The organism is Streptomyces sp. NPDC059861, from assembly GCF_042731435.1.
In the GTDB taxonomy this organism is placed as follows: domain Bacteria; phylum Actinomycetota; class Actinomycetes; order Streptomycetales; family Streptomycetaceae; genus Streptomyces.
Map to the genome: position 1 here is coordinate 220,900 of NZ_JBHWJQ010000002.1, position 24,565 is coordinate 245,464.

At 72.2% G+C, this 24,565-nt stretch carries 26 protein-coding genes; 12 read left to right on the forward strand and 14 right to left on the reverse strand.

Annotated features, from left to right (window positions below):
* Positions 1-64: 64 nt before the first annotated feature.
* A complete protein-coding gene (locus ACFV6X_RS03085; RefSeq protein ID WP_385376750.1) occupies positions 65-649 on the reverse strand; it encodes a suppressor of fused domain protein in 585 nt (194 codons plus the stop codon).
* Positions 650-1,129: 480 nt separating this feature from the next.
* Here ACFV6X_RS03085 and ACFV6X_RS03090 point away from each other — a divergent pair, with 480 nt between their 5' ends.
* Positions 1,130-2,245: a magnesium and cobalt transport protein CorA gene (locus tag ACFV6X_RS03090; protein ID WP_385376753.1), complete on the forward strand. Its 1,116-nt coding sequence runs from the start codon at positions 1,130-1,132 to the stop codon at positions 2,243-2,245.
* Between the two features lie 22 nt (positions 2,246-2,267).
* Positions 2,268-2,786, forward strand: a complete 519-nt coding sequence (locus tag ACFV6X_RS03095; protein WP_385376756.1) for a hypothetical protein — start codon at positions 2,268-2,270, stop codon at positions 2,784-2,786.
* 42 nt (positions 2,787-2,828) lie between these two features.
* Here ACFV6X_RS03095 and ACFV6X_RS03100 read toward each other — a convergent pair whose 3' ends face one another.
* Positions 2,829-3,587, reverse strand: coding sequence for a hypothetical protein (locus tag ACFV6X_RS03100; RefSeq protein ID WP_385376758.1), 759 nt, complete (start codon positions 3,585-3,587; stop codon positions 2,829-2,831).
* 202 nt (positions 3,588-3,789) lie between these two features.
* Here ACFV6X_RS03100 and ACFV6X_RS03105 point away from each other — a divergent pair, with 202 nt between their 5' ends.
* From ACFV6X_RS03105 to ACFV6X_RS03115, 3 genes are read left to right on the forward strand one after another with little or no spacing between them, the layout of a single operon-like run.
* A complete protein-coding gene (locus tag ACFV6X_RS03105) occupies positions 3,790-5,085 on the forward strand; it encodes a magnesium transporter MgtE N-terminal domain-containing protein (RefSeq protein WP_385376761.1) in 1,296 nt (431 codons plus the stop codon).
* Positions 5,069-5,683: a DUF1003 domain-containing protein gene (locus ACFV6X_RS03110; RefSeq protein ID WP_385376764.1), complete on the forward strand. Its 615-nt coding sequence runs from the start codon at positions 5,069-5,071 to the stop codon at positions 5,681-5,683. The genes ACFV6X_RS03105 and ACFV6X_RS03110 overlap by 17 nt, the downstream gene beginning before the upstream one ends.
* 43 nt (positions 5,684-5,726) lie before the next feature.
* Positions 5,727-6,860, forward strand: a complete 1,134-nt coding sequence (locus ACFV6X_RS03115; RefSeq protein ID WP_385376767.1) for an Mrp/NBP35 family ATP-binding protein — start codon at positions 5,727-5,729, stop codon at positions 6,858-6,860.
* Positions 6,861-6,960: 100 nt separating this feature from the next.
* On the opposite strand, the gene ACFV6X_RS03120 is transcribed toward ACFV6X_RS03115, so the two are convergent.
* The 5 genes from ACFV6X_RS03120 to sigE all read right to left on the reverse strand — a co-directional run bounded on the left by ACFV6X_RS03120 (position 6,961) and on the right by sigE (position 12,590).
* Positions 6,961-7,620 (reverse strand): hypothetical protein, encoded by a 660-nt coding sequence (locus tag ACFV6X_RS03120; RefSeq protein ID WP_385376771.1) that lies wholly within the window; start codon positions 7,618-7,620, stop codon positions 6,961-6,963.
* A gap of 291 nt (positions 7,621-7,911) precedes the next feature.
* Positions 7,912-8,331: a sec-independent translocase gene (locus ACFV6X_RS03125; RefSeq protein WP_385376774.1), complete on the reverse strand. Its 420-nt coding sequence runs from the start codon at positions 8,329-8,331 to the stop codon at positions 7,912-7,914.
* A 164-nt stretch (positions 8,332-8,495) separates the two neighbouring features.
* Complete coding sequence (locus ACFV6X_RS03130; RefSeq protein ID WP_385376904.1) at positions 8,496-10,385, reverse strand: S1C family serine protease; 1,890 nt, start codon at positions 10,383-10,385, stop codon at positions 8,496-8,498.
* Between the two features lie 574 nt (positions 10,386-10,959).
* Positions 10,960-11,892 carry an anti-sigma factor family protein gene (locus tag ACFV6X_RS03135; RefSeq protein ID WP_385376777.1) on the reverse strand — a complete coding sequence of 311 codons (933 nt, stop codon included), beginning with the start codon at positions 11,890-11,892 and terminating at the stop codon, positions 10,960-10,962.
* Positions 11,889-12,590, reverse strand: a complete 702-nt coding sequence (gene sigE, locus ACFV6X_RS03140; protein ID WP_365452429.1) for an RNA polymerase sigma factor SigE — start codon at positions 12,588-12,590, stop codon at positions 11,889-11,891. The genes ACFV6X_RS03135 and sigE overlap by 4 nt, the downstream gene beginning before the upstream one ends.
* 235 nt (positions 12,591-12,825) lie before the next feature.
* Here sigE and ACFV6X_RS03145 point away from each other — a divergent pair, with 235 nt between their 5' ends.
* Complete coding sequence (locus ACFV6X_RS03145; protein WP_385376907.1) at positions 12,826-13,524, forward strand: O-methyltransferase; 699 nt, start codon at positions 12,826-12,828, stop codon at positions 13,522-13,524.
* Positions 13,525-13,656: 132 nt separating this feature from the next.
* Here ACFV6X_RS03145 and ACFV6X_RS03150 read toward each other — a convergent pair whose 3' ends face one another.
* A complete protein-coding gene (locus ACFV6X_RS03150) occupies positions 13,657-13,824 on the reverse strand; it encodes a DUF3117 domain-containing protein (RefSeq protein ID WP_003966491.1) in 168 nt (55 codons plus the stop codon).
* A 380-nt stretch (positions 13,825-14,204) separates the two neighbouring features.
* Between ACFV6X_RS03150 and ACFV6X_RS03155 the strand changes: the two genes are divergently transcribed.
* A complete protein-coding gene (locus ACFV6X_RS03155; RefSeq protein ID WP_385376779.1) occupies positions 14,205-15,008 on the forward strand; it encodes an enoyl-CoA hydratase/isomerase family protein in 804 nt (267 codons plus the stop codon).
* 14 nt (positions 15,009-15,022) lie between these two features.
* On the opposite strand, the gene ACFV6X_RS03160 is transcribed toward ACFV6X_RS03155, so the two are convergent.
* Together ACFV6X_RS03160 and ACFV6X_RS03165 are read right to left on the reverse strand one after the other, a co-directional pair.
* Positions 15,023-15,610: a DNA-3-methyladenine glycosylase I gene (locus ACFV6X_RS03160; RefSeq protein ID WP_385376782.1), complete on the reverse strand. Its 588-nt coding sequence runs from the start codon at positions 15,608-15,610 to the stop codon at positions 15,023-15,025.
* The gene (locus tag ACFV6X_RS03165; protein WP_365452405.1) at positions 15,607-15,960 is read right to left on the reverse strand and encodes a DivIVA domain-containing protein; all 354 of its coding nucleotides are present in this window, start codon (positions 15,958-15,960) and stop codon (positions 15,607-15,609) included. Before ACFV6X_RS03165 ends, ACFV6X_RS03160 begins: the two co-directional genes overlap by 4 nt.
* A gap of 154 nt (positions 15,961-16,114) precedes the next feature.
* Here ACFV6X_RS03165 and folP point away from each other — a divergent pair, with 154 nt between their 5' ends.
* Positions 16,115-16,975 carry a dihydropteroate synthase gene (folP, locus tag ACFV6X_RS03170; protein ID WP_385376785.1) on the forward strand — a complete coding sequence of 287 codons (861 nt, stop codon included), beginning with the start codon at positions 16,115-16,117 and terminating at the stop codon, positions 16,973-16,975.
* Between the two features lie 119 nt (positions 16,976-17,094).
* Here folP and ACFV6X_RS03175 read toward each other — a convergent pair whose 3' ends face one another.
* A complete protein-coding gene (locus ACFV6X_RS03175) occupies positions 17,095-17,853 on the reverse strand; it encodes a TIGR00730 family Rossman fold protein (protein ID WP_385376788.1) in 759 nt (252 codons plus the stop codon).
* 128 nt (positions 17,854-17,981) lie between these two features.
* Positions 17,982-19,061, reverse strand: a complete 1,080-nt coding sequence (gene dapE / locus ACFV6X_RS03180; protein WP_385376791.1) for a succinyl-diaminopimelate desuccinylase — start codon at positions 19,059-19,061, stop codon at positions 17,982-17,984.
* A gap of 82 nt (positions 19,062-19,143) precedes the next feature.
* On the opposite strand from dapE, the gene ACFV6X_RS03185 reads away from it, so the two are divergent.
* Both ACFV6X_RS03185 and ACFV6X_RS03190 read left to right on the forward strand, forming a co-directional pair.
* Positions 19,144-20,112 (forward strand): heavy metal transporter, encoded by a 969-nt coding sequence (locus ACFV6X_RS03185; RefSeq protein ID WP_385376794.1) that lies wholly within the window; start codon positions 19,144-19,146, stop codon positions 20,110-20,112.
* A 335-nt stretch (positions 20,113-20,447) separates the two neighbouring features.
* Entirely contained in the window at positions 20,448-20,894 is a 447-nt protein-coding gene (locus ACFV6X_RS03190) for an ATP-binding protein (protein ID WP_385376796.1), read from the forward strand.
* Positions 20,895-20,951: 57 nt separating this feature from the next.
* Here ACFV6X_RS03190 and ACFV6X_RS03195 read toward each other — a convergent pair whose 3' ends face one another.
* Positions 20,952-22,046, reverse strand: a complete 1,095-nt coding sequence (locus ACFV6X_RS03195; protein WP_385376798.1) for a bifunctional succinyldiaminopimelate transaminase/glutamate-prephenate aminotransferase — start codon at positions 22,044-22,046, stop codon at positions 20,952-20,954.
* A 110-nt stretch (positions 22,047-22,156) separates the two neighbouring features.
* Positions 22,157-22,477: a ferredoxin gene (fdxA, locus tag ACFV6X_RS03200; protein WP_362249186.1), complete on the reverse strand. Its 321-nt coding sequence runs from the start codon at positions 22,475-22,477 to the stop codon at positions 22,157-22,159.
* 140 nt (positions 22,478-22,617) lie between these two features.
* Between fdxA and ACFV6X_RS03205 the strand changes: the two genes are divergently transcribed.
* Together ACFV6X_RS03205 and ACFV6X_RS03210 are read left to right on the forward strand one after the other, a co-directional pair.
* Positions 22,618-23,616 carry a GNAT family N-acetyltransferase gene (locus ACFV6X_RS03205; protein WP_385376910.1) on the forward strand — a complete coding sequence of 333 codons (999 nt, stop codon included), beginning with the start codon at positions 22,618-22,620 and terminating at the stop codon, positions 23,614-23,616.
* A 2-nt stretch (positions 23,617-23,618) separates the two neighbouring features.
* Positions 23,619-24,482 carry a transglutaminase-like domain-containing protein gene (locus ACFV6X_RS03210; protein ID WP_385376801.1) on the forward strand — a complete coding sequence of 288 codons (864 nt, stop codon included), beginning with the start codon at positions 23,619-23,621 and terminating at the stop codon, positions 24,480-24,482.
* Positions 24,483-24,565: the final 83 nt, after the last annotated feature.

A 24,565-nucleotide genomic window follows, 5' to 3' on the forward strand; every position in this document is an offset into this window, starting at 1 on the left:
CCGATCCCGGGGGGACTTTGGTGAGCTTCCTCACGCCCCTCGCGCACACCGGTGCGGCCTTCGGTCAATCCAGCGCCACCGACTTGCGGGACGGGTCCCGCAGGTCGGTTCCCTGCGTGAGCCAGCGTTCCTGGAGGGCCTGGGCGCCGTGGACGCGCTTCCAGGCGGCCTCGTTCGGGGTCATCGGGAGCAGCGGCAGGAAACGGACCGGGTCGAGGGGCTCGTCCAGTTCCAGGTCCTCGACCAGGCCGCCCGGCTCGGCGACCAGGACCGAGGTGAACGGGGCGCCCGGCCACAGCGGTTCGCCGACGTCCAGGGAGGCGCCGGGGGCCACGACCACGCCCTCGACCTGCGGGGACGCCGCGAGGACGGCGAGCGGCCGGAGCACCTTGTCGGTCTCGGCGAGCCCGGCCCGTACGGACAGGACCAGTTCGGCGCGCGGGCCCTTGACCGGGTCGGCGAGGACCGCGGTGGGGTCCGCCATGGGCTGCGCGGACATGCCGAGCGTGGCGTAGCGGACGAGGTCCCCCTCCTGGAAACGCAGTACCTCCAGGCGGTCGGTACCGAGGAAGGTGACCGCGGCGCGCGCGTCCGGTTCGCCGAGCGCGGAGCGCAACCGGGCCTCGACCAGCGGGAGAACATCAGCCATGCGCCGAGCATAGAACTCGTCAGTACCAGGCAAAGCAGCGCCTTGACACTTCGGTCTGCTGATACTCTTGCCCGGCGGTTCGGGGCAGCACGCAGAAGCGTCGCGATCAAGTCCCGACGCCGACGACACTCCCTTACGAGGGACCGGCCGGAGGAGGTGGGGCTGCAATGGACCGAAGTCGACCGTGCAGTACCACCCGCTCTTCCGGCCGCTGATGTTGGTCTGGCTCTGGTCTGCCGCCACCTCTCGCATGCGCATCTCCTGCGTTGTCCGCTGAAGAGCACTTCGTTCCGTTTTGCCTCTGCCTGATCTGTATGACCTGCATCAGCAGCTGAATCAGTAGCGAAGTTCGCCACCGCGACGGTGCGGTGCTCCCCGCTTTGTGGACGTGCCAAACCTCCGCAGTCAGGACGTCCCCATTCCGGGCAGTTCCACCCGGCGCCCGCGGCCTCTCGCTGCTCGCCTGCGAAGGAGCCTGCCATGTCGATGATCCGTGACCTCCGTGCCGCGGTCCGCCCGTCGCGTCCCGCACTGCGCAAGGACACCGGGGCGTACGACACGACCCGCGACCCCCAGACCACCACCGCCGTCGTCGACTGCGCCGTCTACCGCGACGGCGCCCGCGTCGAGACCACGGGCCCGCTCACCCCGCACGAGGCGATGCGCCGGGTGCGGCGCGACGGCGGCTTCGTGTGGATCGGGCTGCACGAGCCCACGGAAGCCGAATTCGCCGGTATCGCCAGTGAGTTCGGGCTGCACCCACTGGCCGTCGAGGACGCCGTCCAGGCCCACCAGCGGCCGAAGCTGGAGCGCTACGACGACTCCCTGTTCACCGTCTTCAAGACCATCCACTACGTCGAGCACGACGAACTCACCGCCAGCAGCCAGGTCGTCGAGACCGGCGAGGTGATGTGCTTCACCGGCCGGGACTTCTTCATCACCGTCCGGCACGGCGGCCAGGGCTCGCTGCGGGCGCTGCGCCACCGGCTGCAGGACGACCCCGAACTGCTCGCCAGGGGCCCCTCGGCGGTGCTGCACGCCATCGCCGACCACGTCGTCGACGGCTACATCGCGGTCGCCGACGCGGTGCAGGACGACATCGACGAGGTGGAGACCGAGGTGTTCTCGCCGGGCCGCAAGGGCGCGCCGCGGGGCGTCGACGCCGGGCGGATCTACCAGCTCAAGCGTGAGGTCATGGAGTTCAGGCGGGCGGTGCAGCCGCTGATGCGGCCGCTGCAGCTGCTGAGCGAGCGGCCGATGCGGCTGATCGACCCCGACATCCAGAAGTACTTCCGCGACGTCGCCGACCACCTCGCCCGGGTGCAGGAGCAGGTGACGGGCTTCGACGAGCTGCTCAACTCCATCCTCCAGGCCAATCTCGCGCAGGCGTCGGTCGCCCAGAACGAGGACATGCGCAAGATCACGTCCTGGGCCGCCATCATCGCCGTCCCGACCATGGTGTGTGGCGTGTACGGGATGAACTTCGACTACATGCCCGAGCTGCGCTGGAGGTTCGGCTACCCGATGGTGCTCGGCATCACGGCCGTGATCTGCTTCGGCATCCACCGGACGCTGAAGCGCAACGGCTGGCTGTGAGCGGCCTCGCTACGCTGCTCCCATGACTAGCGAGCTGCTCGACCAGGCCCTCGTCGAGGAGGCCACGAAGAAGTCCGGCCTCATCTGGGTGCGGGGTGCCGGGGCGCCGGCCGCTCGTGCGCTGTGGCATGTGTGGCACGAGGGTGCCGCGTGCGTGGTCGGCGACGGGCCGGGCGAGCAGCCGCTGCCGGGGCTGGCCGACGGGGGCGCCGCCGAGGTGACCGTGCGCAGCAAGGACAAGGGCGGCCGGCTGGTCGCCTGGACGGCGCGGGTTGTCGAACTGCCGTCCGGATCCGAGCAGTGGGAGGCGACGGTCGCCGAGCTGAAGGGCAAGCGCCTCAACGCGCCCGACGGTGAGGCGATGCCCGCGCGGTGGGCCCGGGAGTGCCGGGTGGTGCGCCTGGAACCGACCGGCACGACCTCGCCGCTGCCGGACGGCTCGCTGGCCGAGGCGCCGCTGCCGACACCGGTGACGACACGTGAGCCGATCCCCGCCGCGCTGCCGCGTCTGCTCCTGAGGAAGAAGCGGAAGCGCTCCTAGCGAGCGACGCCCCCCGGGGAAGCGGGGGTGCTGCCGGGCGGCCTACGACGTCGGGAGCTGCTGGCCGTAGTCCACCGTCTTGTCCTTGGCGGGCGGCTCCAGGGGGAAGTCCTTGCCCCAGTCGGAGAAGGTGAGGGTGCCCGCGCCTCCCGCGCGGACCAGGCGCAGCGGGTACGGCCGGCCTTCCAGGGAGACGTCCAGGGTGCCCCCGGAGCCCTTGTCGCCGGTGATGCGGACGGTGCGCACGCCGGACTCCTCGTGGCGCCCGTCGGTCGCCAGGGCGCCGTGCAGGGTCAGCAGGCTGCCGAGCAGGACGTCCTTGTCGGTGAATCCGCTGAACCGCTTGTACGAGGGATCGCCCTGCGGCACCTTCACGAACTTGCCGTCGAGCTTGTCGGCCGCGGCGGCGTCGGACTTTCCGCCCTCGCCCTCGCCCCCGCCGTGGCTCCAGAACTCCGCGTCCGCCATCAGGAACAGCTTCTCCCCGACCCGCAGCAGCTCGAAGGTCGCCCCCTCCCCGCTCACCGACCCGGTGCCACCGTCCGCCTTCAGGCGCATGTCCAGCTTGTACGTGCTGCCGCCCGCGACGACCGTCCCCGACAGCCGTACCGCCTTCGCGGACTCGGCCGCCGTACGCGTCGTGGCCTGGATCTTCTCGGCGGGCAGCTTGCCCACGCCGTTCGTGCCCGCGTCCGGGTCCTCGCTGCCACACCCGGTCAGCCCCGTCCCCGCCACAACCAGCGCGCACATCGCGCTCACCAGAGTGGTCCGGCGCATACGGCCCTGGCGCATCGCAGTCACAGGTGGTGTTGCCTTTCCGACGTCGGTACTTCACCGGCGTAACGCAGCGTACCGGGGTGCCGGGCGGCCCATGGAGCCAGTCCGTCCGGACCGCTCACCAGGGCGGATCCGATCGGGACGGGCTAGCCTGAAGCCCATCCGAGCGAGCAATTCGGCACAAGCGGAGCAAACGCAACGAACAGCAGGAAAAGGAGGCGCAGCCATGGCCGCCGGCGCCCCCCGGATCTTCGTCTCGCACCTCTCCGGCACCGCCGTCTTCGACCCGAACGGCGACCAGGTGGGCCGCGTACGCGATCTGGTCGTCATGCTGCGGGTCGGCAACAAGCCGCCGCGGCTGCTCGGGCTGGTCGTCGAACTCACCACCCGGCGCCGGATCTTCCTGCCCATGACCCGGGTCACCGGCGTCGAGTCCGGACAGGTCATCACCACCGGCGTGGTGAACGTCCGCCGTTTCGAACAGCGCCCCACCGAGCGGCTGGTCTTCGGCGAGCTGCTGGACAAGAGCGTCACCCTCGTCGAGACCGGCGAGCAGGTCACCGTCCTGGACCTCGCGGTGCAGCAGTTGCCGGCCCGCCGCGACTGGGAGATCGACCGCGTCTTCGTCCGCAAGGGCAGGAAGGGCAGCGCCTTCCGGCGGGCCAAGGGCGAGACGCTGACCGTCGAGTGGTCCGGCGTCACCGGATTCTCCCTGGAGGAGCACGGACAGGGCGCCGAGAGCCTCCTCGCCACCTTCGAGCAGCTGCGCCCCGCCGACCTCGCCAACGTCCTGCACCATCTGTCGGCGAAGCGGCGGGCGGAGGTCGCCGCGGCCCTCGACGACGACCGCCTGGCCGACGTGCTCGAACAGCTCCCCGAGGACGACCAGATCGAGATCCTCGGCAAGCTCCAGGAGGAGCGCGCCGCGGACGTCCTGGAGGCGATGGACCCGGACGACGCGGCCGACCTGCTCTCCGAGCTGCCGGAGGAGGAGAAGGAGCGGCTGCTGAGCCTGATGGAGCCCGCCGACGCCGCCGACATGCGGCGCCTGATGGCGTACGAGGAACACACCGCGGGCGGTCTGATGACCACCGAGCCGATCGTCCTGCGCCCCGACGCCACCGTCGCCGAGGCCCTCGCCCGGGTCCGCAACCGCGACCTCTCCCCCGCCCTCGCCGCCCAGATCTACGTCTGCCGGCCGCCCGACGAGACGCCCACCGGCAAGTACCTCGGCACCGTCCACTTCCAGCGGCTGCTGCGCGACCCGCCGTACACCCTGGTCAGCTCGATCCTCGACGACGATCTGCAACCCCTCGCGCCGGGGGCGACGCTGCAGCTCGTCGCCGGGTTCTTCGCGACGTACGACATGGTCTCGGCGCCCGTCGTCGACGAGTCCGGGTCGCTGCTGGGCGCGGTGACCGTGGACGACGTACTGGACCACATGCTGCCCGAGGACTGGCGGGAGTCCGAGTTCGAGCTGGACGAGGGCGAGGGGGTGAGCGTCCATGGCTCCCGAGCGTGAGGTGGTGCGACGCGAGGCGTGGCGCGAGACCGGCCGGGAGCGCGTGCCCGCCGGGGCCACGGCGACCACACGCTCGCGCGCCCGGCTCGACCAGCCACGTCCCCGGCGGCCCCGGATCCTGCCCGAGTGGGACCCGGAGGCGTTCGGGAAGCTGTCCGAGCGCGTCGCGCGCTTCATCGGCACCGGGCGGTTCCTGGTCTGGATGACGATCGTCGTCGTGGCGTGGGTGCTGTGGAACGTGTCCGCGCCGGCCGGCCTGCGCTTCGACAGCTACCCGTTCATCTTTCTGACCCTGATGCTCTCGCTCCAGGCCTCCTACGCGGCCCCCCTGATCCTGCTCGCCCAGAACCGGCAGGACGACCGTGACCGGGTCAACCTCGAACAGGACCGCAAGCAGAACGAGCGGTCGATCGCGGACACCGAGTACCTGACGCGCGAGATCGCGGCCCTGCGGATCGGGCTCGGCGAGGTGGCGACCCGCGACTGGATCCGCTCCGAATTGCAGGACATCGTCAAGGACCTTCAGGACGGGCAGCCCGACGGTCACCGGGCATTCCCGGCAGAACGGTCCGGGGCGCGTGACGTAGACGACCGCTGACGGGCTTTCCGCGGTGCCTGTGCGGCGCCGTACCATCGTCCTTATGGCTACGGAAGACGCGGTGCGCGAGGCACTGGCGACGGTGAACGACCCCGAGATCAACCGGCCCATCACCGAGCTCGGGATGGTGAAGTCGGTGGGGATCGGCGCGGACGGAGCGGTCGCGGTCTCCGTGTACCTCACGGTCTCGGGCTGCCCGATGCGCGACACGATCACGCAGCGGGTGACCGAGGCGGTCTCCCGGGTCGACGGCGTCACCCGCGTCGACGTCACGCTCGACGTGATGAGCGACGAGCAGCGCAAGGAGCTGGCGAGCGCCCTGCGCGGCGGCCAGGCCGAGCGCGAGGTGCCCTTCGCCAAGCCCGGCTCGCTCACCCGGGTGTACGCGGTCGCCTCCGGCAAGGGCGGCGTCGGCAAGTCGTCCGTCACGGTCAACCTGGCGGCGGCGATGGCGGCCGACGGCCTGAAGGTCGGTGTCGTCGACGCCGACATCTACGGCCACAGCGTGCCGCGCATGCTGGGCGCCGACGGGCGGCCCACCCAGGTCGAGAACATGATCATGCCGCCGTCCGCGCACGGCGTGAAGGTCATCTCCATCGGCATGTTCACGCCGGGCAACGCCCCCGTCGTCTGGCGCGGTCCGATGCTGCACCGCGCGCTCCAGCAGTTCCTGGCGGACGTGTACTGGGGCGACCTGGACATCCTGCTGCTGGACCTGCCGCCCGGCACCGGCGACATCGCCATCTCCGTGGCCCAGCTGGTCCCCAACGCCGAGATCCTCGTCGTGACGACCCCGCAGCAGGCGGCGGCCGAGGTCGCGGAGCGGGCCGGCTCCATCGCCGTACAGACCCACCAGAAGATCGTCGGCGTGGTCGAGAACATGTCCGGGCTGCCCTGCCCGCACTGCGGCGAGATGGTCGACGTCTTCGGCACGGGCGGCGGCCAGACGGTCGCCGAAGGCCTGACCCGCACCACGGGCACCAACGTCCCGGTGCTCGGCAGCATCCCCATCGACGTCCGCCTCCGCGAGGGCGGCGACGAGGGCAAGCCGGTGGTCCTGAGCGACCCCGACTCCCCCGCCGGCGCGGCCCTGCGTTCGATCGCCGGCAAGCTGGGCGGCCGCCAGCGCGGCCTGTCCGGCATGTCGCTCGGAATCACGCCGCGCAACAAGTTCTGAGTCCGGCCCGTGGGTGACGCGTGCGCCCCCTCGGGGGCGCGGGGAACTGCGTGAGCACCACCCACGGCGAGAGGGCGCCCCGTCCCGGCGGCGCCCTTTCTCATGCGTACTGGGCGATGTCCTTGACCACCGAGAACCCCAGGCCGTACGCGCTCATCCCGCGGCCGTACGCGCCCACGTGGACGCCTTCCTGCGTCGACCCCGCCAGCACCCAGCCGAACTCGGACTCCCGGTAGTGGAACGGCGTGGGAACGCCGTCGACGGGAAGCGAGAGCGTCGACCAGTCCGAACCGGCGAGGTCGTCCGCGAGGACCCAGGCGGTCTCCGTCTGCTGCTCCAGCCAGTGGTCCCGCAGGCTGTGGTCCATCTGCCCGGGCCAGGTGAAGGACAGCAGCCCCACCCCCGCGAGCCAGGCGGCCGAGGAGACCGACGTGGCCTCCAGCAGCCCCGTGCCGTCGGCGCTGCGCCGCACGGGGTTCGCGGCGACGGTCACCACGACCGCGAAGCGCTCCCGTTCCTCGGCGACGCCTTCCGCGCGCACCGAGGGCTCGTCACCGTGGCCGATCGAACCGTGTTCCACGGCCCCGTCGGCCGTCATACCCACCTGCATCAGCCAGCGCGGGCCCGTGAACGCCTCGTCGAGGCCGTACCACGGGAAAGGCGCACGCAGGTAGCCGTCGACCGTACGCCGGGCGGAGGGGAACTGTTGTCCACCCTCCGCGGCCGGCGCCTGCTCGACTGCCCGACTCGTCGTCTCCATGTGCCCGGACGCCTCCTCGCTCTCGTCGGATCGGACGGCCCACCCCCCTTCGGGCGTACTCGTCCGGTCCGCACAACAACTCGGCAGCATATCCACACCGGTGCGGGCAGCCGGGAATGCGCCCGGCGCGTGGGTCGCGTGGGCGTCGTCCTCAAGCCGTGGGGCGGGTGATCGAAGGGGCCGACGCGCGGGCATCCGACGAGGTGGCACGGGGAAAGGCGGATCCCACAGGTGTCAGTCGTGTCCCGCGCGCGTCACGCGGGTCCGCGGGCGTCAGGCGGGTCCCGGGTGTCAGGTGGCGTCCGCGTCGAAGGGCGGGCGGTCGTCGGGCTTCTTCGTCATGTCGACGCGGGCACCCGAGGACCCGGAGGAGGCGGGCGGCTCGGCGTCGCGGCTGTGCACCGCGTCCGTCACCTCGGCCATCTCCTTCTTCAGGTCGAAGCCGTTGCGGATCTCCTTGAGCCCCAGTTCCTCGTTGTCCAGCTGCTTGCGGATGAAGGTCTTGGGGTTGAGATCCTCGAACTCGAAGTCCTTGAACTCCGGGCCGAGTTCCTGCCGGATGTCCTGCTTCGCGCTCTCCGAGAACTCACGGATCTTCCGGATCGTGCGCGTCACGTCCTGGATGACTTTCGGGAGCTTGTCCGGACCGAACACGAGCACGGCGAGGACGACAAGCGTCACCAGCTCCAGCGCTCCTATGTCATTGAACACCTGAAAGCTCCTTGTGTGTCCCGGGCCGGATCCACGGTACCCGTCGATCCTGTCCGACCGGTACTGTCCCGGGCGTCACACGTGCACGTTGGTGAGCGTTTTTCCGGTTGTTTGCCTTGCGGGAGCGGGTCACCGTCCGGTCTGTGAGGTTTGTTCTCGTCTCCTCAGGCTCCGCCGGAGGAACCGAGCACCAGGGAGATCGTCCGTTCCGCGCCGTCCCGCCGCAGGGTCAGCTCCAACCGGTCGCCGGGGCGGTGGGCGCGGGTCTTGACGATCAGTTCCTCACCCGAGTGGATCGGCTGCCCGTCGACCTCGGTGACCACGTCGCCCGGCTCGATGCCGGCCTTGTCGCCGGGGCCGCCGGGGGTGACCGGGGCGGCACCGTCGGCGCCCGCGGTGCCGACGCGGGCGCCGTCGCCGGTGTAGTCCATGTCGAGGGTGACGCCGATGACCGGGTGGGTCGCCCGGCCCGTGTTGATCAGTTCCTCGGCGACGCGTTTGCCCTGGTTGATCGGTATGGCGAAGCCGAGACCGATGGAGCCGGACTGGCCGCCGTCCGCGTCGGCCCCGTCGCCGGCGGAGCGGATGGCGGAGTTGATGCCGATGACGCGGGCCCGGGCGTCGAGCAGCGGGCCGCCGGAGTTGCCCGGGTTGATGGGTGCGTCGGTCTGGAGCGCGTCGACGTAGGAGATGTCGCTGGCGTCGCCGCCCTCGCCGCCCGCCGTGATGGGGCGCTCCTTGGCGCTGATGATGCCGGAGGTGACCGTCCCCGCCAGGTCGAAGGGGGCTCCGATGGCGACGACCGGGTCGCCGACCTGGACGTTGTCGGAGTTGCCGAGGGGCAGTGGCCGCAGACCGCTGACGCCGCGGACGCGGACGACCGCGAGGTCGTAGCCGCTGTCCTGGCCGACGACCTCGGCCTTCGCGTTCTCACCGTCGTGGAACGTGACCGTTATCTCACCGTCCTCGCCTGCGGGCTCCACGACGTGATTGTTCGTGAGGATGTGGCCCCGGCCGTCGAGCACGAATCCGGTGCCGGTGCCCGCCTCGCCGGAGCCGCTGACATGCAGGGTGACCACGCTGGGCAGGGCCCGCGCGGCGATCCCGGCCACGCTGTCGGCGTCCCGCGCGGCGTCCTCCTGCCCGGCCTGCGGCAGCTCGACCTGCCCGACCCCGCCGTTGCGCTCCAGATACGCGCCCACGACACCGCCGATGCCGCCGGCCACGAGGGCGACCAGCGCGGTGCCGAGGACGAGGATCTTGAGGCCCCGCCTGTGCCGCTGCCGCTCGGTGAGGACCGCGGCACCGGTCTGCTGGAGAGGGGCCGGGGCGAGCGCTGGGCCGGCGGCGGTGGCGGGGCCGGCGGCGGCCCAGGGGTCGTAGCGGCGCCAGGGGTCGGGGGCGGCTGAGGCCGGGGGCGGGGTGGGGGCGCCGCTGCCGCTGGGAGGTGCGGAGGCGGCTGCTGCGGCGCCCCCCGGCCTGGGAGCCGGAACGGCCGGTGCGGGGGCCTGAGGGGGCAGCACGGGGGCCTGGACGGCATGAGCAGGTGCCGGAGCCGGAGCGGGGGCCTGGGCGGGCGCCGGAGCCGGAGCGGTGGCCTGGGCGGTCGGGGCAGGTGCTGGCGCGGGGGCCTGGACGGGGGCGGTCGGATCGAAGGCCTGGGCGGGGGCCGCAGCCGGAGCGGGGGCCTGGGCGGGGGCCGCAGCCGGAGCGGGGGCCTGGACCGCCGGCGCGGGTTCCGGAGCGGGAGCGGGGGCAGAGAGGGGCGCCGGAGCCGGAGCGGTGGCTTGGGCCGTCGGAGCAGGTGCCGGCGCGGGGGCCTGGGCGGGGGCGGTCGGATCGAGGGCCTGGGCGGGGGCCGCAGCCGGAGTGGGGGCCTGGACTGCCGGAGCGGGGGCCGGAGGGAACGAAGGCGGAGCCGATGCGGGCGTAGGGGCAGGGACAGGCGCAGCCGAAGTCCGGGCCGCAGCAGGGGCCGGATGGACCGGGGCAGGTGCTCCGTGCGGAGGCGTCGCGACAGGTGCCCCCACCGGGGCCGCCGGGGGCGCCACCATGGCCGTGCCCTGCGCGGGCGTGGTCGCCGGATGCTGTACGGGCGGGGCGGGTGCCCATGGGCCGGGCTGGCCGTACGGCGGGGTGCTGTACGGGTCGGGGTCGTGCAGTGGCTTGAGGTCCTCCACGGCCGGCCGAGCGGCCGGAACATCCTGCGCATCGGACGCGATCATGACACCTTGCGGCACGTCGTCGCCGGGCACCTCACCCCGCGGCGGCACCTCGTCCCGTGGCAACTCACCTCGCGGAGCGTCGTCCCGGGGCACGTCAGCCCGCGGCACCTCGTCCCGTGGCCCGGTCGTCGCGGGAGCGCCAGTACCCCCTGGCACGTCAGCCCCCCGCACCTCCTCGGTGACCGTCTCCGTGGGTGCCTCCTCCGGGCGCCTCAGTTCGAAGTCGCCCTCCCCCTTGCCCGGCGTCGGCGCGGTGCCCTCGTTCATGCTCTCCCCACAGCTGGCCGCGGCCCGGCTCGTCGTTGGTGTGGCCGCAGTTCGAAGATTCCGCACCGGACGCCTGGGCGTGGGCGCGCTTCACCTCGGATTCAATCAGGTTCGCGCCCCGGGGCGCAGGGAACGGTCAGCGGGGTGTGACGGAGGAGGACGCGGAGGGAGTCGTCTTCCCTTCCGTGACGGGCGCCGCGAGCAGGCCCGGGGTCATGGCCTCGGGAGCCGTCGACCAGTTGCTGAGCGTGATCGGTGGCGTCGCCACCAGGGGACGTATCAACGGCGACATCGCGGCCGCGTCGGCCACCATGGGAGCCGTGAGGGCGTGTACCGGCTGGGACGCCACCCCGGGCAGCAGCGGCGCGGACACCTCTGTCGCCGCCGCCGGCGTCTCCCCGAGCGTCCGTCCGCCCTGGATCTGTGAGAGCAGGGGGCCGGCCCCACGGCGCCGCTGGTTCTCCGGCGTCGTCGTGCCCGACCCCGGACGCGCCGGGGTCACGTTGCTTCCCGAGCCGCCCCGGGTCTCGGCGTCGCCCGGCGTGCCGGTGGTGACGCCGCCCAGCGCGATCGCGGCCAGGGACACCGCCCCAGCGGCCACGAAGGCGAACCGGCGCCCGCGGGAGGCCGCCGCCCGCTCGGCCTCGCTGCGGGCGACGTCGTGGATCCGGAAGCCGCGCTGCGCGGAGGAGGGCAGGACGGACCCGTGCGCGGCCGCGGGGACGTACTCGAAGTCGAAGCCCTCACCGCGCCTCATGCCGAAGACGCCTCCGCCGAAGCCTCCCCCCATCGGTGGCACACCACCGTCGAGATCACCTCCGCCGGGCAGCCCCTGGAGCCGGGCCAGGAAGCTCTCGGAGGGCGGCGGCGGCGCGGCCTCCGCGAAGACGTTCTTCAGCCGGCGCTGGGCGTCGACCTCCGCCTTGCACTTCGGGCAGGTCGCCACGTGCGCCAGCACACGCTCACGCGTGTCATGACCGAGCTCGCCGTCCACCAGGGCGGCGAGTCGGTCTCCCAGGTGCTGCTCCGCGAGGCGCTCCTCGGCAGCCGTCGGTCGTGTTCCACTCACGCGGACGCGCCCCCTCCCCCCAGAGCGGGCACGCGGGGCACGAAGGAGCGACGCTCGGCGCGCGCCTCCGGGGACCGGTGCGCGAGGGCCTTGCGCAGCTGGGAGCGGCCGCGGTGGATCCGGGACCGGACCGTGCCGAGCTTGACCCCGAGGGTCGCGGCGATCTCCTCGTACGACAGTCCTTCGATGTCGCACAGGACGACCGCGGCGCGGAACTCGGGCGCCAAGGTGTCGAGGGCCTGCTGGACGTCCGCGTCGAAGTGCGCGTCGTTGAAGACCTGCTGCGGGGACGGCTCGCGGCTGGGCAGTCGCTCTGCCGCGTCGTCGCCGAGGGCGTCGAAGCGGATGCGCTGCTTGCGGCGGACCATGTCCAGGAAGAGGTTCGTGGTGATGCGGTGCAGCCAACCCTCGAACGTCCCCGGCGAGTACGTCGACAGGGAGCGGAACACACGCACGAAGACCTCCTGCGTGAGGTCCTCGGCGTCGTGCTGGTTACCGGTGAGGCGGTACGCCAGCCGGTAGACACGACCGCTGTGGGTGCTGACGATCTCCTCCCAGGTGGGCGGAGTCCACGCCTGCCCGTCCGCGTCGGTGGAGAACGTCGCGGTCCGGTCGTGGTCAGCGGCGTGGCTGTGGTCAGCAGCAGTGTCGTTCACGGATTTCGGCCTGCCCGCCGACCCAAGGAAGCGCCTCAGCACTCCTGTGCGGTCCACAGGCGCAGCCGCACCTCCCCTGTCAGCTCTGGTGGTGTCCAGTGGGGCCCCTACCATAGCCACCTCGCCCGTTAGCTCCCCATAAGCGGTTTTACGAGAAATTGATCTGTGCTGGTACGGCTCATGCGGCTGCGTCAGCACTTGCTCGGCGCCCCGCTCGTCGTCGTGATCCAACCGTGTCCCCCGCCGTCGTCTCCCACCCCTCTAAACGCCTGGTCCCATCTGCGGGTTCCCGGCACCAACGGATACAGTCACGCCCAGGCAACCACGGGGACAGGAGAGGGTCATTACCGGCAACCGGCTGACGAGCTGGGCGTTCGCCGACGCCTTTGTCGCCGAGGACGAGGCGCTTCACTGGGCCCGCGACCGCGCCCGGGACGCAGGGCTGCGCTCGGTCTCGCCCGGGACGGGCGCCGCGCTGCGGTTGCTGGCCGCCTCCGTGGACGCCAAGGCGGTGGCCGAGATCGGGACCGGCACCGGTGTCTCCGGGATCCATCTGCTGCACGGCATGCGCGCGGACGGCGTGCTGACCACCGTCGATCCCGAGCCGGAGCACCAGCAGTTCGCCCGGCAGGCCTTCCGCGCCTCCGGGTTCGCCAGCAACCGGGCCCGGTTCATCCCCGGCCGCGCCCTGGAAGTACTGCCCCGGCTCGCGGACGCCGGCTACGACCTCGTCTTCTGCGACGGTGACCGGCTGGAGGTGCTGGACTACCTCGCTGAATCGTTGCGCCTGCTGCGTCCGGGCGGCCTGGTGGTCTTCGAGGGCGTCTTCGCCAACGGACGCACGGTGGACTCGGGCCCGCAGCCGACGGAGGTGCTGCGGCTGCGTGAGCTGCTGCGCGCGGTGCGCGAGAGCCAGGAACTGGTCCCGTCGCTGCTGCCGGTCGGCGACGGGCTGCTGTGCGCGGTCAAGCGCTGACTCTTTTTCGCCACCGCGGTGGTGGTCCGCACCTCGTATTCGGGAGCGGTGAGCCGAGGAATGCCGGGAATACAGCGGCCCCGGCACCGGATGCGGTGCCGGGGCGGCTGAAAGGGTATGGTCGCCTCCAGGTCAGCCCACGACCTTCTTGAGGGCGTCGCCGAGCGCGTCGGCCTCGTCCGGGGTCAGCTCGACGACGAGCCGACCGCCGCCTTCGAGCGGAACGCGCATGACGATGCCCCGCCCCTCCTTGGTCACCTCGAGCGGGCCGTCACCCGTCCGCGGCTTCATGGCCGCCATGCTCGTTCCCCTTCCTGAAAACCAGCTCATCGTCAAGGCCGACGGCGCCCGCTGAAGGGCGCGCGCGGTCCGTGAAACAAGACACGCGACACCGGCATCGAACACATTGCTTCCCAGCCATTATCCCGCATCTCACGACCCGATGACCAACATCGGTCGGCATCGCTTGGGCAACGCGCCCGAGCAAAACCACTCAATTCGGCGATGTGACTGCGATACTGCGCAGCCGCACGGACTTCCGCCGACCGGAAACCGGCCCGAATTCTTTGACGCAGCTCACACGGACGCCCGGGGCCGTTGTCCGTGATCTCCGCCATGCTGTCCTCGGACAGGACGTACCGACCGGTACGCCCCGAGCGCCGAACCGGAGGGGATACGCCATGGCCGACACCGTGCTCTACGAGGTGAACGACGGGCTCGCGACGATCACGCTGAACCGCCCCGAGGCGATGAACGCTCTGAACATCGAGACCAAGGTCGCGCTCCGGGACGCGGTCCGGTCCGCGGCGGCCGACGAGGCCGTTCGGGCGGTGCTGCTGACCGCGGCCGGGGACCGGGCGTTCTGCGTGGGACAGGACCTCAAGGAGCACATCGGGCTGCTGGCCGCCGACCGGGAGGCGGGCGAGGGGCAGACGATGAGCACCGTGCGCGAGCACTACAACCCGATCGTGCGGGCGCTGACCGACATGGCGAAGCCCGTGGTCGCGGGCGTGAACGGCGTCGCCGCCGGCGCCGGCTTCGGCTTCGCGCTCGCCGCCGACTACCGGGTCGTGGCGGACACGGCGGCCTTCAACACCTCGTTCGCCGGCGTCGCGCTGACCGCCGACTCCGGCGTCTCCTGGACACTGCCGCGCGTGGTCGGGCCCGGGCGCGCCACCGACCTGCTGTTCTTCCCGCGCAGCGTCAAGGCGCAGGAGGCGTACGAGCTGGGCATCGCGAACCGGGTCGTGCCCGCGGCGGAGCTGCGCGCGGAGGCCGAGCAGGTGGCCAGGCTGCTCGCCGAGGGGCCGACGGTGGCGTACGCCGCGCTGAAGGAGGCCGTGGCGTACGGGTTCGGTCACTCGCTGGCCGAGACGCTGGAGAAGGAGGACGAGTTGCAGTCGCGGGCGGGAGCCTCGGAGGACCACCGGATCGCGGTGCAGGCGTTCGTGAACAAGGAGAAGCCGAAGTATCTGGGGCGCTGAGCCGGTCCGCCCGCTCAGCCGACGCGGCGTGCGGCGCAGTCCGCCAGGTGGTCGTCGACCAGACCGCACGCCTGCATCAGCGCGTACGCCGTCGTCGGCCCCACGAAGCGCAGGCCCCGCTTCTTCAGCGCCTTGGACAGTGCCGTCGACTCCGGGGTGACCGCGGGGACGTCGGCGAGGGTCTTCGGGACCGGGCGGGTGTCCGGGGCGGGAGCGTGCGACCACACGAGGTCGTCCAGCTCGCCGGGCTCCCAGCCGGCCAGCGCACGGGCGTTGGCGAGGGTGGCGTCGATCTTCGCGCGGTTGCGGATGATGCCGACGTCGGCGAGGAGGCGCTCGCGGTCGTCGTCCGTGAAGGTGGCGACCGTGGCGATGCTGAAGTCGGCGAAGGCGGCGCGGAAGCCGGGGCGGCGGCGCAGGATGGTGATCCAGGACAGGCCGGACTGGAAGGCCTCCAGGGAGAGCCGCTCGAACAGCGCGTCGTCGCCGTGGACCGGGCGGCCCCACTCCTCGTCGTGGTACGTCACATAGTCCGGCGTGGACAAAGCCCAAGGGCAGCGCAGCGCGCCGTCCGGGCCGGCCAGGGTGGCTCCGTCGGTCATCGCGGGCCCTCTTCCCGGCCGGGCTTGTCCATGGGGACGCGGGCCGCGGCCTGGGCGCCGGCGAGGGCGGACTCCAGGTCGGCGATCCGGGCGTCCCGCTCGGCGAGCTCGGCGGCGACGCGGTTCAGCGCGTCGTCGACGTCGGCCATGCGGTAGCCGCGGGCGGCCAGGGGGAAGCGCAGGGCGTCGATGTCCGTGCGGCCGACCGGGCGGTCCAGGGGCAGCGGGTCCTGCAGCCGTTCGGGCGCGGCCTCGGGGAGCGGGCCGCGCTCACCGCCGCCGACCACCGCGAGGGTCACCGCGGCGACCACGACGACGAGGGCGACGACCAGGAACAAGAACATAACCATCGCTGAGGTCCCCACGCGGAGTGTGGCGGCGCACCTGTGGCGTACGCCGACGTCGGATGTGTCAGGGTCCGATCGTGCCATGCGAGTCTGACAGTTAGGGTCACAGGCGGTCGCACAGGGCCGGGACCAGGACGAACGAGGAGAGGTCACACGGATGCTCAGGCTGGGCAGGCGGGAGTTCGACCCGCGCGAGTCGGTGATCATGGCGATCGTGAACCGGACCCCGGACTCCTTCTACGACCAGGGGGCCACGTTCCGCGATGAGCCGGCGCTGGCTCGGGTGGAGCAGGCGGTGGCCGAGGGCGCCGCGATCATCGACATCGGCGGGGTCAAGGCGGGGCCCGGCGAGGAGGTGAGCGCGCAGGAGGAGGCGCGGCGGACGGTCGGCTTCGTGGCGGAGGTGCGGCGGCGGTTCCCCGACGTGGTCATCAGCGTGGACACCTGGCGGCACGATGTCGGCGAGGCCGTGTGCGAGGCCGGGGCGGATCTGCTGAACGACGCCTGGGGTGGGGTGGACCCGAGGCTGGCGGAGGTCGCCGCGCGGTACCGGGTCGGGCTGGTGTGTACGCACGCCGGTGGGGCGGAGCCGCGTACGCGGCCGCACCGGGTGACGTACGACGACGTCATGGCGGACATCCTGCGGGTGACGCTCGGGCTGGCCGAGCGGGCCGTGTCGCTGGGGGTGCCCCGGGAGTCGGTGCTGATCGATCCCGGGCACGACTTCGGGAAGAACACGCGGCACAGTCTGGAGGCGACGCGGCGGCTCGGGGAGATGGTCGAGACCGGCTGGCCGGTGCTGGTGTCGCTGTCCAACAAGGACTTCGTCGGGGAGAGCCTGGACAAGCCGGTGAAGGAGCGGGTGATCGGGACGCTGGCCACGACGGCGGTCTCCGCGTGGCTGGGGGCGCAGGTGTACCGGGTGCACGAGGTCGGGGAGACCCGGCAGGTGCTGGAGATGGTCGCGGCGATCGCGGGCTGGGGGGACCCGGCGGTCGCTCGGCGGGGGCTGGCCTGAGGCCTGCGCCCAGCTGATCCCACCCGCCCCGCCCGACCGGGTCGGCCAGTCGGGTGGGCGGGTGTGCGGGAAGTGAATCTCTCCGGGGCTGGCCCCAGACCCCGCCGCGCCGAGTACAGCTAGCGCCCTGCCTCCTTCGACACCAGCGCCACCGCCTCGTCCACGTCGTCCGTGAGATGGAAGAGGTGGAGGTCCTTCTCCGCGGCCTTGCCCTGGGCGACCAGGGTGTTGCGGAGCCAGTCGACCAGGCCGCCCCAGTACTCCGTGCCGAAGAGGACGATGGGGAAGCGGGTGACCTTCTGGGTCTGGACCAGGGTCAGGGCCTCGAAGAGCTCGTCCAGGGTGCCCAGGCCGCCGGGGAGGACCACGAACCCCTGGGCGTACTTGACGAACATCATCTTACGGACGAAGAAGTAGCGGAAGTTGAGGCCGATGTCGACATAGGGGTTGAGCCCCTGCTCGAAGGGCAGTTCGATGCCCAGGCCGACCGAGATGCCGCCCGCCTCGCTGGCGCCCTTGTTGGCCGCCTCCATCGCCCCGGGGCCGCCGCCGGTGATGACCGCGAAGCCCGCCTCCACGAGGCCCCTGCCCAGACGGACGCCGACCTCGTACTCGGACGACTCCACGGGCGTGCGGGCAGAGCCGAACACGCTGATCGCGGGCGGGAGTTCGGCGAGCGTGCCGAAGCCTTCGATGAACTCCGACTGGATGCGCAGAACGCGCCACGGATCGGTGTGGACCCAGTCCGACGGGCCTCCCGCGTCCAGCAGCCGCTGGTCCGTCGTGCTCGCCGTCACCTGGCTCCGCCGTCGGAGGACCGGTCCGAGTCGCTGCTCCTCCGGCGGCTGCCGCTTTCCCTCAGGGTTGCCGGTGGCCATGTGCGCTCCCTCCGCTTGCGGGGTGTTTCCACCTCAGCGTAGATCCACGCCGGTCACAGAGGGGGGACATGTGTATGTCCGCAACGAAGCGCCCGCGGGGAAACCCCCTCGCGGACGCACCGCCCCCGTCACGCCGTGAGCCAGGCCCGCAGCCGCTCCTCGCCGGCGAGGATCTTCGCCGTCTCCACCCGCTCGTCCCGCTTGTGCGCCAAGTGCGGGTTGCCGGGACCGTAGTTGACCGCCGGGACGCCCAGGGCGCTGAAGCGGGAGACGTCCGTCCAGCCGTACTTGGGCTGCGGGGTGCCACCGACCGCCTCGATGAAGGCCGCCGCGGCCGGGTGCGACAGGCCGGGCAGCGCGGCCCCGCTGTGGTCGTCCACCACGAAGTCGGTCACGCCGCAGTCCGCGAACACCTCGCGGACATGGGCGATCGCCTCCTCCTCGGTGCGGTCCGGGGCGTAGCGGAAGTTCACCGTCACCACGCACTCGTCGGGGATGACATTTCCGGCCACACCGCCCGAGATGCCCACCGCGTTCAGCCCCTCGCGGTACTCCAGCCCGTCGATCACCGGGTAACGGGGCTGGTAGGAGGCGAGGCGGGCCAGGATCGGGGCGGCCGCGTGGATCGCGTTGGAGCCCATCCAGCCGCGCGCCGAGTGCGCCCGCTCGCCCTCGGTCCTCAGCAGGACGCGCAGGGTGCCCTGGCAGCCGCCCTCGACCTGGCCGTCGGACGGCTCCAGCAGCACCGCGAAGTCGCCCTCCAGCCACTCGGGGTGCGCCTCGGCGATGTGCTTGAGGCCGTTGAGGTCGGCGGCGACCTCCTCGTTGTCGTAGAAGACGAACGTCAGGTCGCGGTTCGGGGCCGGAACCGTCGCCGCGATGCGCAGCTGGACCGCGACGCCCGCCTTCATGTCGCAGGTGCCGCAGCCCCAGAGCACACCGTCCTCGTCCAGCCGGGACGGCACGTTGCCGGCGATCGGCACCGTGTCGATGTGTCCGGCGAGGATCACGCGCTGCGGCCGACCCAGGTCCGTGCGGGCCACGACGTTGTTGCCGTACCGCTCGACCGTCAGGTGCGGCAGGGCGCGCAGCGCGTTCTCGATCGCGTCCGCGAGGGGCTTCTCGCTGCCGCTCTCCGACGGGAAGTCGACGAGCTGGGCGGTGAGCTGGGCGGCGTCCAGGGTGAGGTCAAGCGGGGAGTCGGCCATGCGTCGACACTAGCGCTCCCGACCTGGGTGTACTTTCCCCGCCTGGCACCGGTCACTTCGTACTCTCCAGTACCTTGGACGCGTGCCAGAGCCGTCACCTCATCTCCAGCGTCGTGGCCGCCTTCTCCGTGTGGGGGCGGCCTTCGTGGTCCTCCTCGCCGTCGCGGGCTACCTCGCGGTGCAGTACGTCACCGGGGGCACCGGCGGCCCGGGATGCAAGGTCGTCTCGGCCGACGGCGACGGGGCGACGTACGAGTTCAGCCCCGAGCAGGCCGTCAACGCCGCGACCGTCACCGCCGTCGGCACCGCACGCGGCCTGCCCGAACGGGCCGTCACGATCGCCCTCGCGACCGCCCTGCAGGAGTCCGCGCTGCGCAACATCGGCCACGGCGACCGGGACTCGCTCGGCCTGTTCCAGCAGCGACCCTCGCAGGGCTGGGGCACCGAGGAGCAGATCATGGACCCGATCTACTCGGCGGGCATGTTCTACGACCACCTGGTCGACGTCCCCGGTTACACCCGGCTGCCCCTCACCGTCGCCGCCCAGCGCGTGCAGCGCAGCGGCTTCCCGCAGGCGTACGCCAAGCACGAGCCGGACGCCACCCTGCTCGCCGCCGCCCTCACGGGGCGCGCGGCGGCCACGCTGACCTGCGAGGGACGGCCGGGCGCGACGCCGACCGCCGGTCCTGACGCGGTGCGTTCCGCGCTGGTGCGGGACTTCGGGCGGGACGCCGTGCAGCAGGCCGGCGCCGAGGTGGGCGCCCGCACGCCCACTCCCACGCCGACCCTGGTCACCGAGACCAGCGGGCGCACGGTGACCGTGCCCGTCGCCGAGGACACCGACGAGCGCGGCGCGCGCGAGCGCGGCTGGCAGTACGCCCACTGGGCCGTGGCCAACGCCTCCTCGCTGCACATCGAACGCGTCTCGTACGCCGGGCGGGAGTGGGTCGCGGGGCACACGGACAGCCGGTGGCGTGCCGCGGAGGACGCGAAGAATCCGGACGGGGCTCGGAGCACCGCCGAGGCCGTCCGCATTGTCACTGCACAGTAGTGCGACCGATCAGCCTCAGGGGTTACTTGCGCCGGTACCGGGTGACCGGGTGCTCAGGTTTTCGCAGCCTCACCCCCCTATGCGCCAAATCCCTTGGGAACACGGAGCCGTAAGGATTCGGCGGACTTTCGGACCGGGTGTTCTTTGCCCGTTTTTATCCGCAGCCGATAATGCGACGCATTGCCAACTCTTTACTTTGGCACGCCGCAACCTTCGCGCGCTTCGAGCGGTAGTCACTGCGTCCGAGCCCGGAGCGCGAGACCGCGACCGACATCGCGGAGCAACTCCCGGGAACGGCTGGACACTTCACCGTCATCTCCCGTCGAAGGAGCATCATGTCCCTCCCCCTGACCCGTCGGATCGCCCGTGCCGCGCTGCTTGTCGCAGCGGGAGCGGCTGCCGGGGTCGGTGCGGCCGGCTCCGCCAGCGCGGCCCCCGAACTGCCCGCCACCGGCAACCTCGGCGGACTGACCGCCCTGGACGCGGCGAACGTCGGCAACACCGTCGACAGCACGGCGCAGAACGTCACCGGTGCCGCCGGCGACACCGGCAGCAAGGCCGTCAAGAAGGCCGTCCCGGCCGCGGGCAAGACCGGTGGCCAGGTCGCGAAGAAGGCGACGCCCGCCGTGCAGAAGGCCGCGGGTGACGCCGCCGGTGCCGCCGGGGCCGTGGTGGGTGACGCCGCGGCGAGCGCGACCAGGGGCGGGCTGCCGACGGACGGGCTGACCAAGGGCGGACTGCCGACCCAGTCGCTGCCCACCAATGGGCTGCCGATCGGCTGAGTGCCGGGCGCTCGAGGCGAAGGGGTCCAGGGAGTTCCCTGGGCCCCTTCGCCGTGCTCACGCGAGACGCTTGACCGCCGCCGCCACCCGCTCGTCCGAGGCCGTCAGGGCCACACGTACGAAGTTTTCGCCCGCGCGGCCGTAGAAGTCGCCCGGCGCGACCAGGACTCCCAGGTCGGCGAGGTGGGCCACGGTGGTCCAGCAGGACTCGTCCCGGGTGGCCCACAGGTAGAGGCCGGCCTCGCTGTGCTCGATGCGGAAGCCGTGGCCCAGCAGGGCCTCGCGCAGCATCGTGCGGCGGGCCGCGTAACGGTCGCGCTGCTCGCCGACGTGGACGTCGTCGCCCAGCGCCGCCACCACGGCCGCCTGCGTCGGCGCGGACGTCATCATGCCCCCGTGCTTGCGGATCTCCAGGAGCGGGCCGAGAACCGCCGGGTCGCCGGCGAGGAACGCGGCGCGGTAGCCGGCCAGGTTGGAGCGCTTGGAGAGGGAGTGCACCGCGACGACGCCCTCGTACGAGCCGCCGTTGACGTCGGGGTGCAGGACCGAGACCGGGTCGGCCTCCCAGCCGAGTTCGAGGTAGCACTCGTCGGAGAAGACCATGACGCCGTGCTCGCGGGCCCAGGCGACGATCCGGGTCAGCTCCTGCTTCGGGAGCACCTTGCCCGTCGGGTTGGAGGGCGAGTTCAGCCAGAGGAGCTTCAGGTCCGCCGGGTCGAGGTCCGTCGGGTCTTCGTAGACCGCGTACTGCGCGCGGGCCAGGCGCGCGCCCACCTCGTACGTCGGGTACGCCAGGCGCGGGAAGGCGACCCGGTCGCCGGGGCCGAGACCCAACTGGGTGGGGAGCCAGGCGACGAGTTCCTTGGAGCCGACGATCGGCAGGACGTGGCGGTGGGTGACGTCCTGGGCGCCGAGGCGGCGCCGCACCCAGCCGGTGATCGCGTCCCGCAGTTCGGGCGTGCCCCAGACGGTCGGGTAGCCGGGCGAGTCGGCGGCGGCGACGAGCGCCTGCTGGATCAGCTCGGGGACCGGGTCGACCGGGGTGCCGACGGAGAGGTCGACGATGCCGTCCGGGTGCGCGGCGGCCGTCTCCTTGTACGGCGCGAGCTTGTCCCAGGGAAAGGTGGGCAGGCGGTCGGAGACTGCGGACACGGTGTCTGGCTCACTTTCTGGTGCGGCAAACGCCTCGGTCCCGTGCGGCGGCGATCGGGGTGATCGGGCCGTACGGGACCGAGGCGGCGCGGTTCGGGCCGCTTAAGGGGTCACTCGGCCTGCGGCGGCAACGCGGCGACGAAGGGGTGGTCCCGCTCGATCAGGCCCAGCTTGCTCGCGCCACCGGGCGAGCCGAGCTCGTCGAAGAACTCCACGTTCGCCTTGTAGTAGTCCTTCCACTCCTCCGGAGTGTCGTCCTCGTAGAAGATCGCCTCAACCGGGCAGACCGGCTCACATGCCCCACAGTCGACGCATTCGTCCGGGTGGATGTACAAGGACCGTGAGCCCTCGTAGATGCAGTCGACCGGGCACTCCTCGATGCACGCCTTGTCCTTGACGTCGACACAAGGCTGCGCGATGACGTAGGTCACGCTGTCGTTCCTCCTCGATAGGGCGCCGGCGGGCCTCCTCAGGCTCCGCCGCCTGGCGCGCGGGAGCGCGGCGTCGTCGATGCCCGCCTCTAGTATCTCCGTTCCTGGGCACGATCCGAACAGGAGGGGTGAACCGACCTGTGGAAATATCGGCGGGCGGACGCCTTGAGGTCCGTATCACCACAGCTGACGTGGGCAAACGAGTCTCCGTACGGCGGTTGGGGGACCTTGGCGTCACGGAGCAGAAATTCACCGACACGGTCGGTGTTCTCACATCCTGGGACGACGGTGTGCTCGTGATCACACGGCGGGACGGCGAGCGCGTCCGGATCAAGGAGTCCGCGCTGGTCGCGGGGAAGGTCGTGCCCGCCGCGCCGGCCCGCCGCCGCGGTCCCGCCGCCTCCTACGAGGAACTGGCCCGGATCGCCGCGCGGGGCTGGCGGCCGCTGGAGAGCGAGCGGCTCGGCGAGTGGGAGCTGCGCGCCGCCGCCGGGTTCACCCGGCGCGCCAACTCCGCGCTGCCGCTCGGGGACCCGGGCGTGTCGCTCGACGAGGCGCTGAGCGCCGTACGGCGCTGGTACGGCGAGCGCGGCCTGCCCGCCTACCTCCAGACCGCCACCGGCGCCGAGGGCACGCAGGAACTGCTGTGCGCGGAGCTGGAACGGCGCGGCTGGGTGCGGGAGGTCTCCGCCGAGGTGTGGACCGGCGCCCTCGCGCCGGTCGCCGACCGGTCCGAGGGCGCCGGGGTGGTGCTGTCCCGGGAGGCGGACGCCGGGTGGCTGGCGAGGTACCAGCGCAAGGGCGTGAGCGGGGTGGCGCTGCGTGTGCTGGGGAGCGGGAGTTCGGTCTGGTTCGCGAGCATCCCCGGTGCCGGTGGGGCACCCGCCGCGATCGGCCGCTGTGTCGTCGACGGGCGGTGGGCCGGGTTCGCCGCCGTCGAGGTGGATCCCGCGCTGCGCCGGAGGGGGCTGGCGACCGAGGTGATGGCCGCGCTGGCCCGCCGCGCGCTGGACGAGGGCGCGTCGGCGGCGTGGCTCCAGGTCGAGACGGACAATGCCGGTGCACGGTCGTTGTACGCCGGGCTGGGCTTCGGCGCGCATCACACGTACCACCATTTCCGGGAGCCGGAGGGCCGATAGCCATGCGTCCACCCTTCCCGCCACCGCCCGAGCGGACCTCCGAGCTGCGGCGGCGGTTCGCCGAGGAGGCGCGCGCCGAGCGGCCCGACCTGGCGACGCTGTGTCTGCTCGTGGGGGCGCAGGCCGACCGGGCGCTGGACGAGGCGGGCATCGACGCCGCGCAGGTGGAGCTGGACCGGCTGGCCGGGATGCTGCCGTTCCGGCCGGGCGGGGCGCGGGCCTGGGCCGAGGCGGTGCGGGTACTGCTCGGTGAGCGGTGCGGGTTCCGCGGCTCCGCCGCGGACTACCAGCGGCTGGAGTCGTCGCTGCTGCACGCCGTGCTGACGCGGCGGCGGGGGTTGCCGATCCTGCTGTCGGTGGTGTGGCTGGAGGTGGCCCGGCGGGCAGGCGCGCCGGTGTACGGCGTGGCGCTGCCGGGGCACTTCGTGGTCGGCTTCGGCGGGACGCCGGGGGAGGCCGCGGAGCAGGTGCTGGCCGATCCGTTCGACGGCGGGCGGGTGCTCAGCGGGAACGACGCGGAGTTGCTGGTGGCGGGCGCCACCGGGGCGCCGCTGGATCCCTCGATGCTGGTGCCCGCGGACCCGCTGGACGTGGTGGTGCGGATCCTTAACAACGTCCGGGCGTGGGCCGCGGCCCGGGCCGAGCGGTCGGACGTGGCGTTGTGGGCGGTGGAGCTGTCGTTGCTGCTGCCCTCGCATCCGGCGCGGCTGCGGTACGAGCGGGCGCAGGTGCTGGTGCGGCGGGGGGACTTCATGGACGGGGCCGCGGAGCTGGACGCGTACGCGGAGGTGGTGGAGGCCGTGGACGAGGGGGCGGCCGAGAAGGTGCGCGGGGAGGCCCGGGCGGCCCGGGCGCTCCTGAACTAGAGGTTCGTCCCCGAGGCTGCTCGACGCGGCGGGCGTGGGCGCGTCGTGCTGGTCGCGTGGTCCACCGCACCCCCTGAGGGACG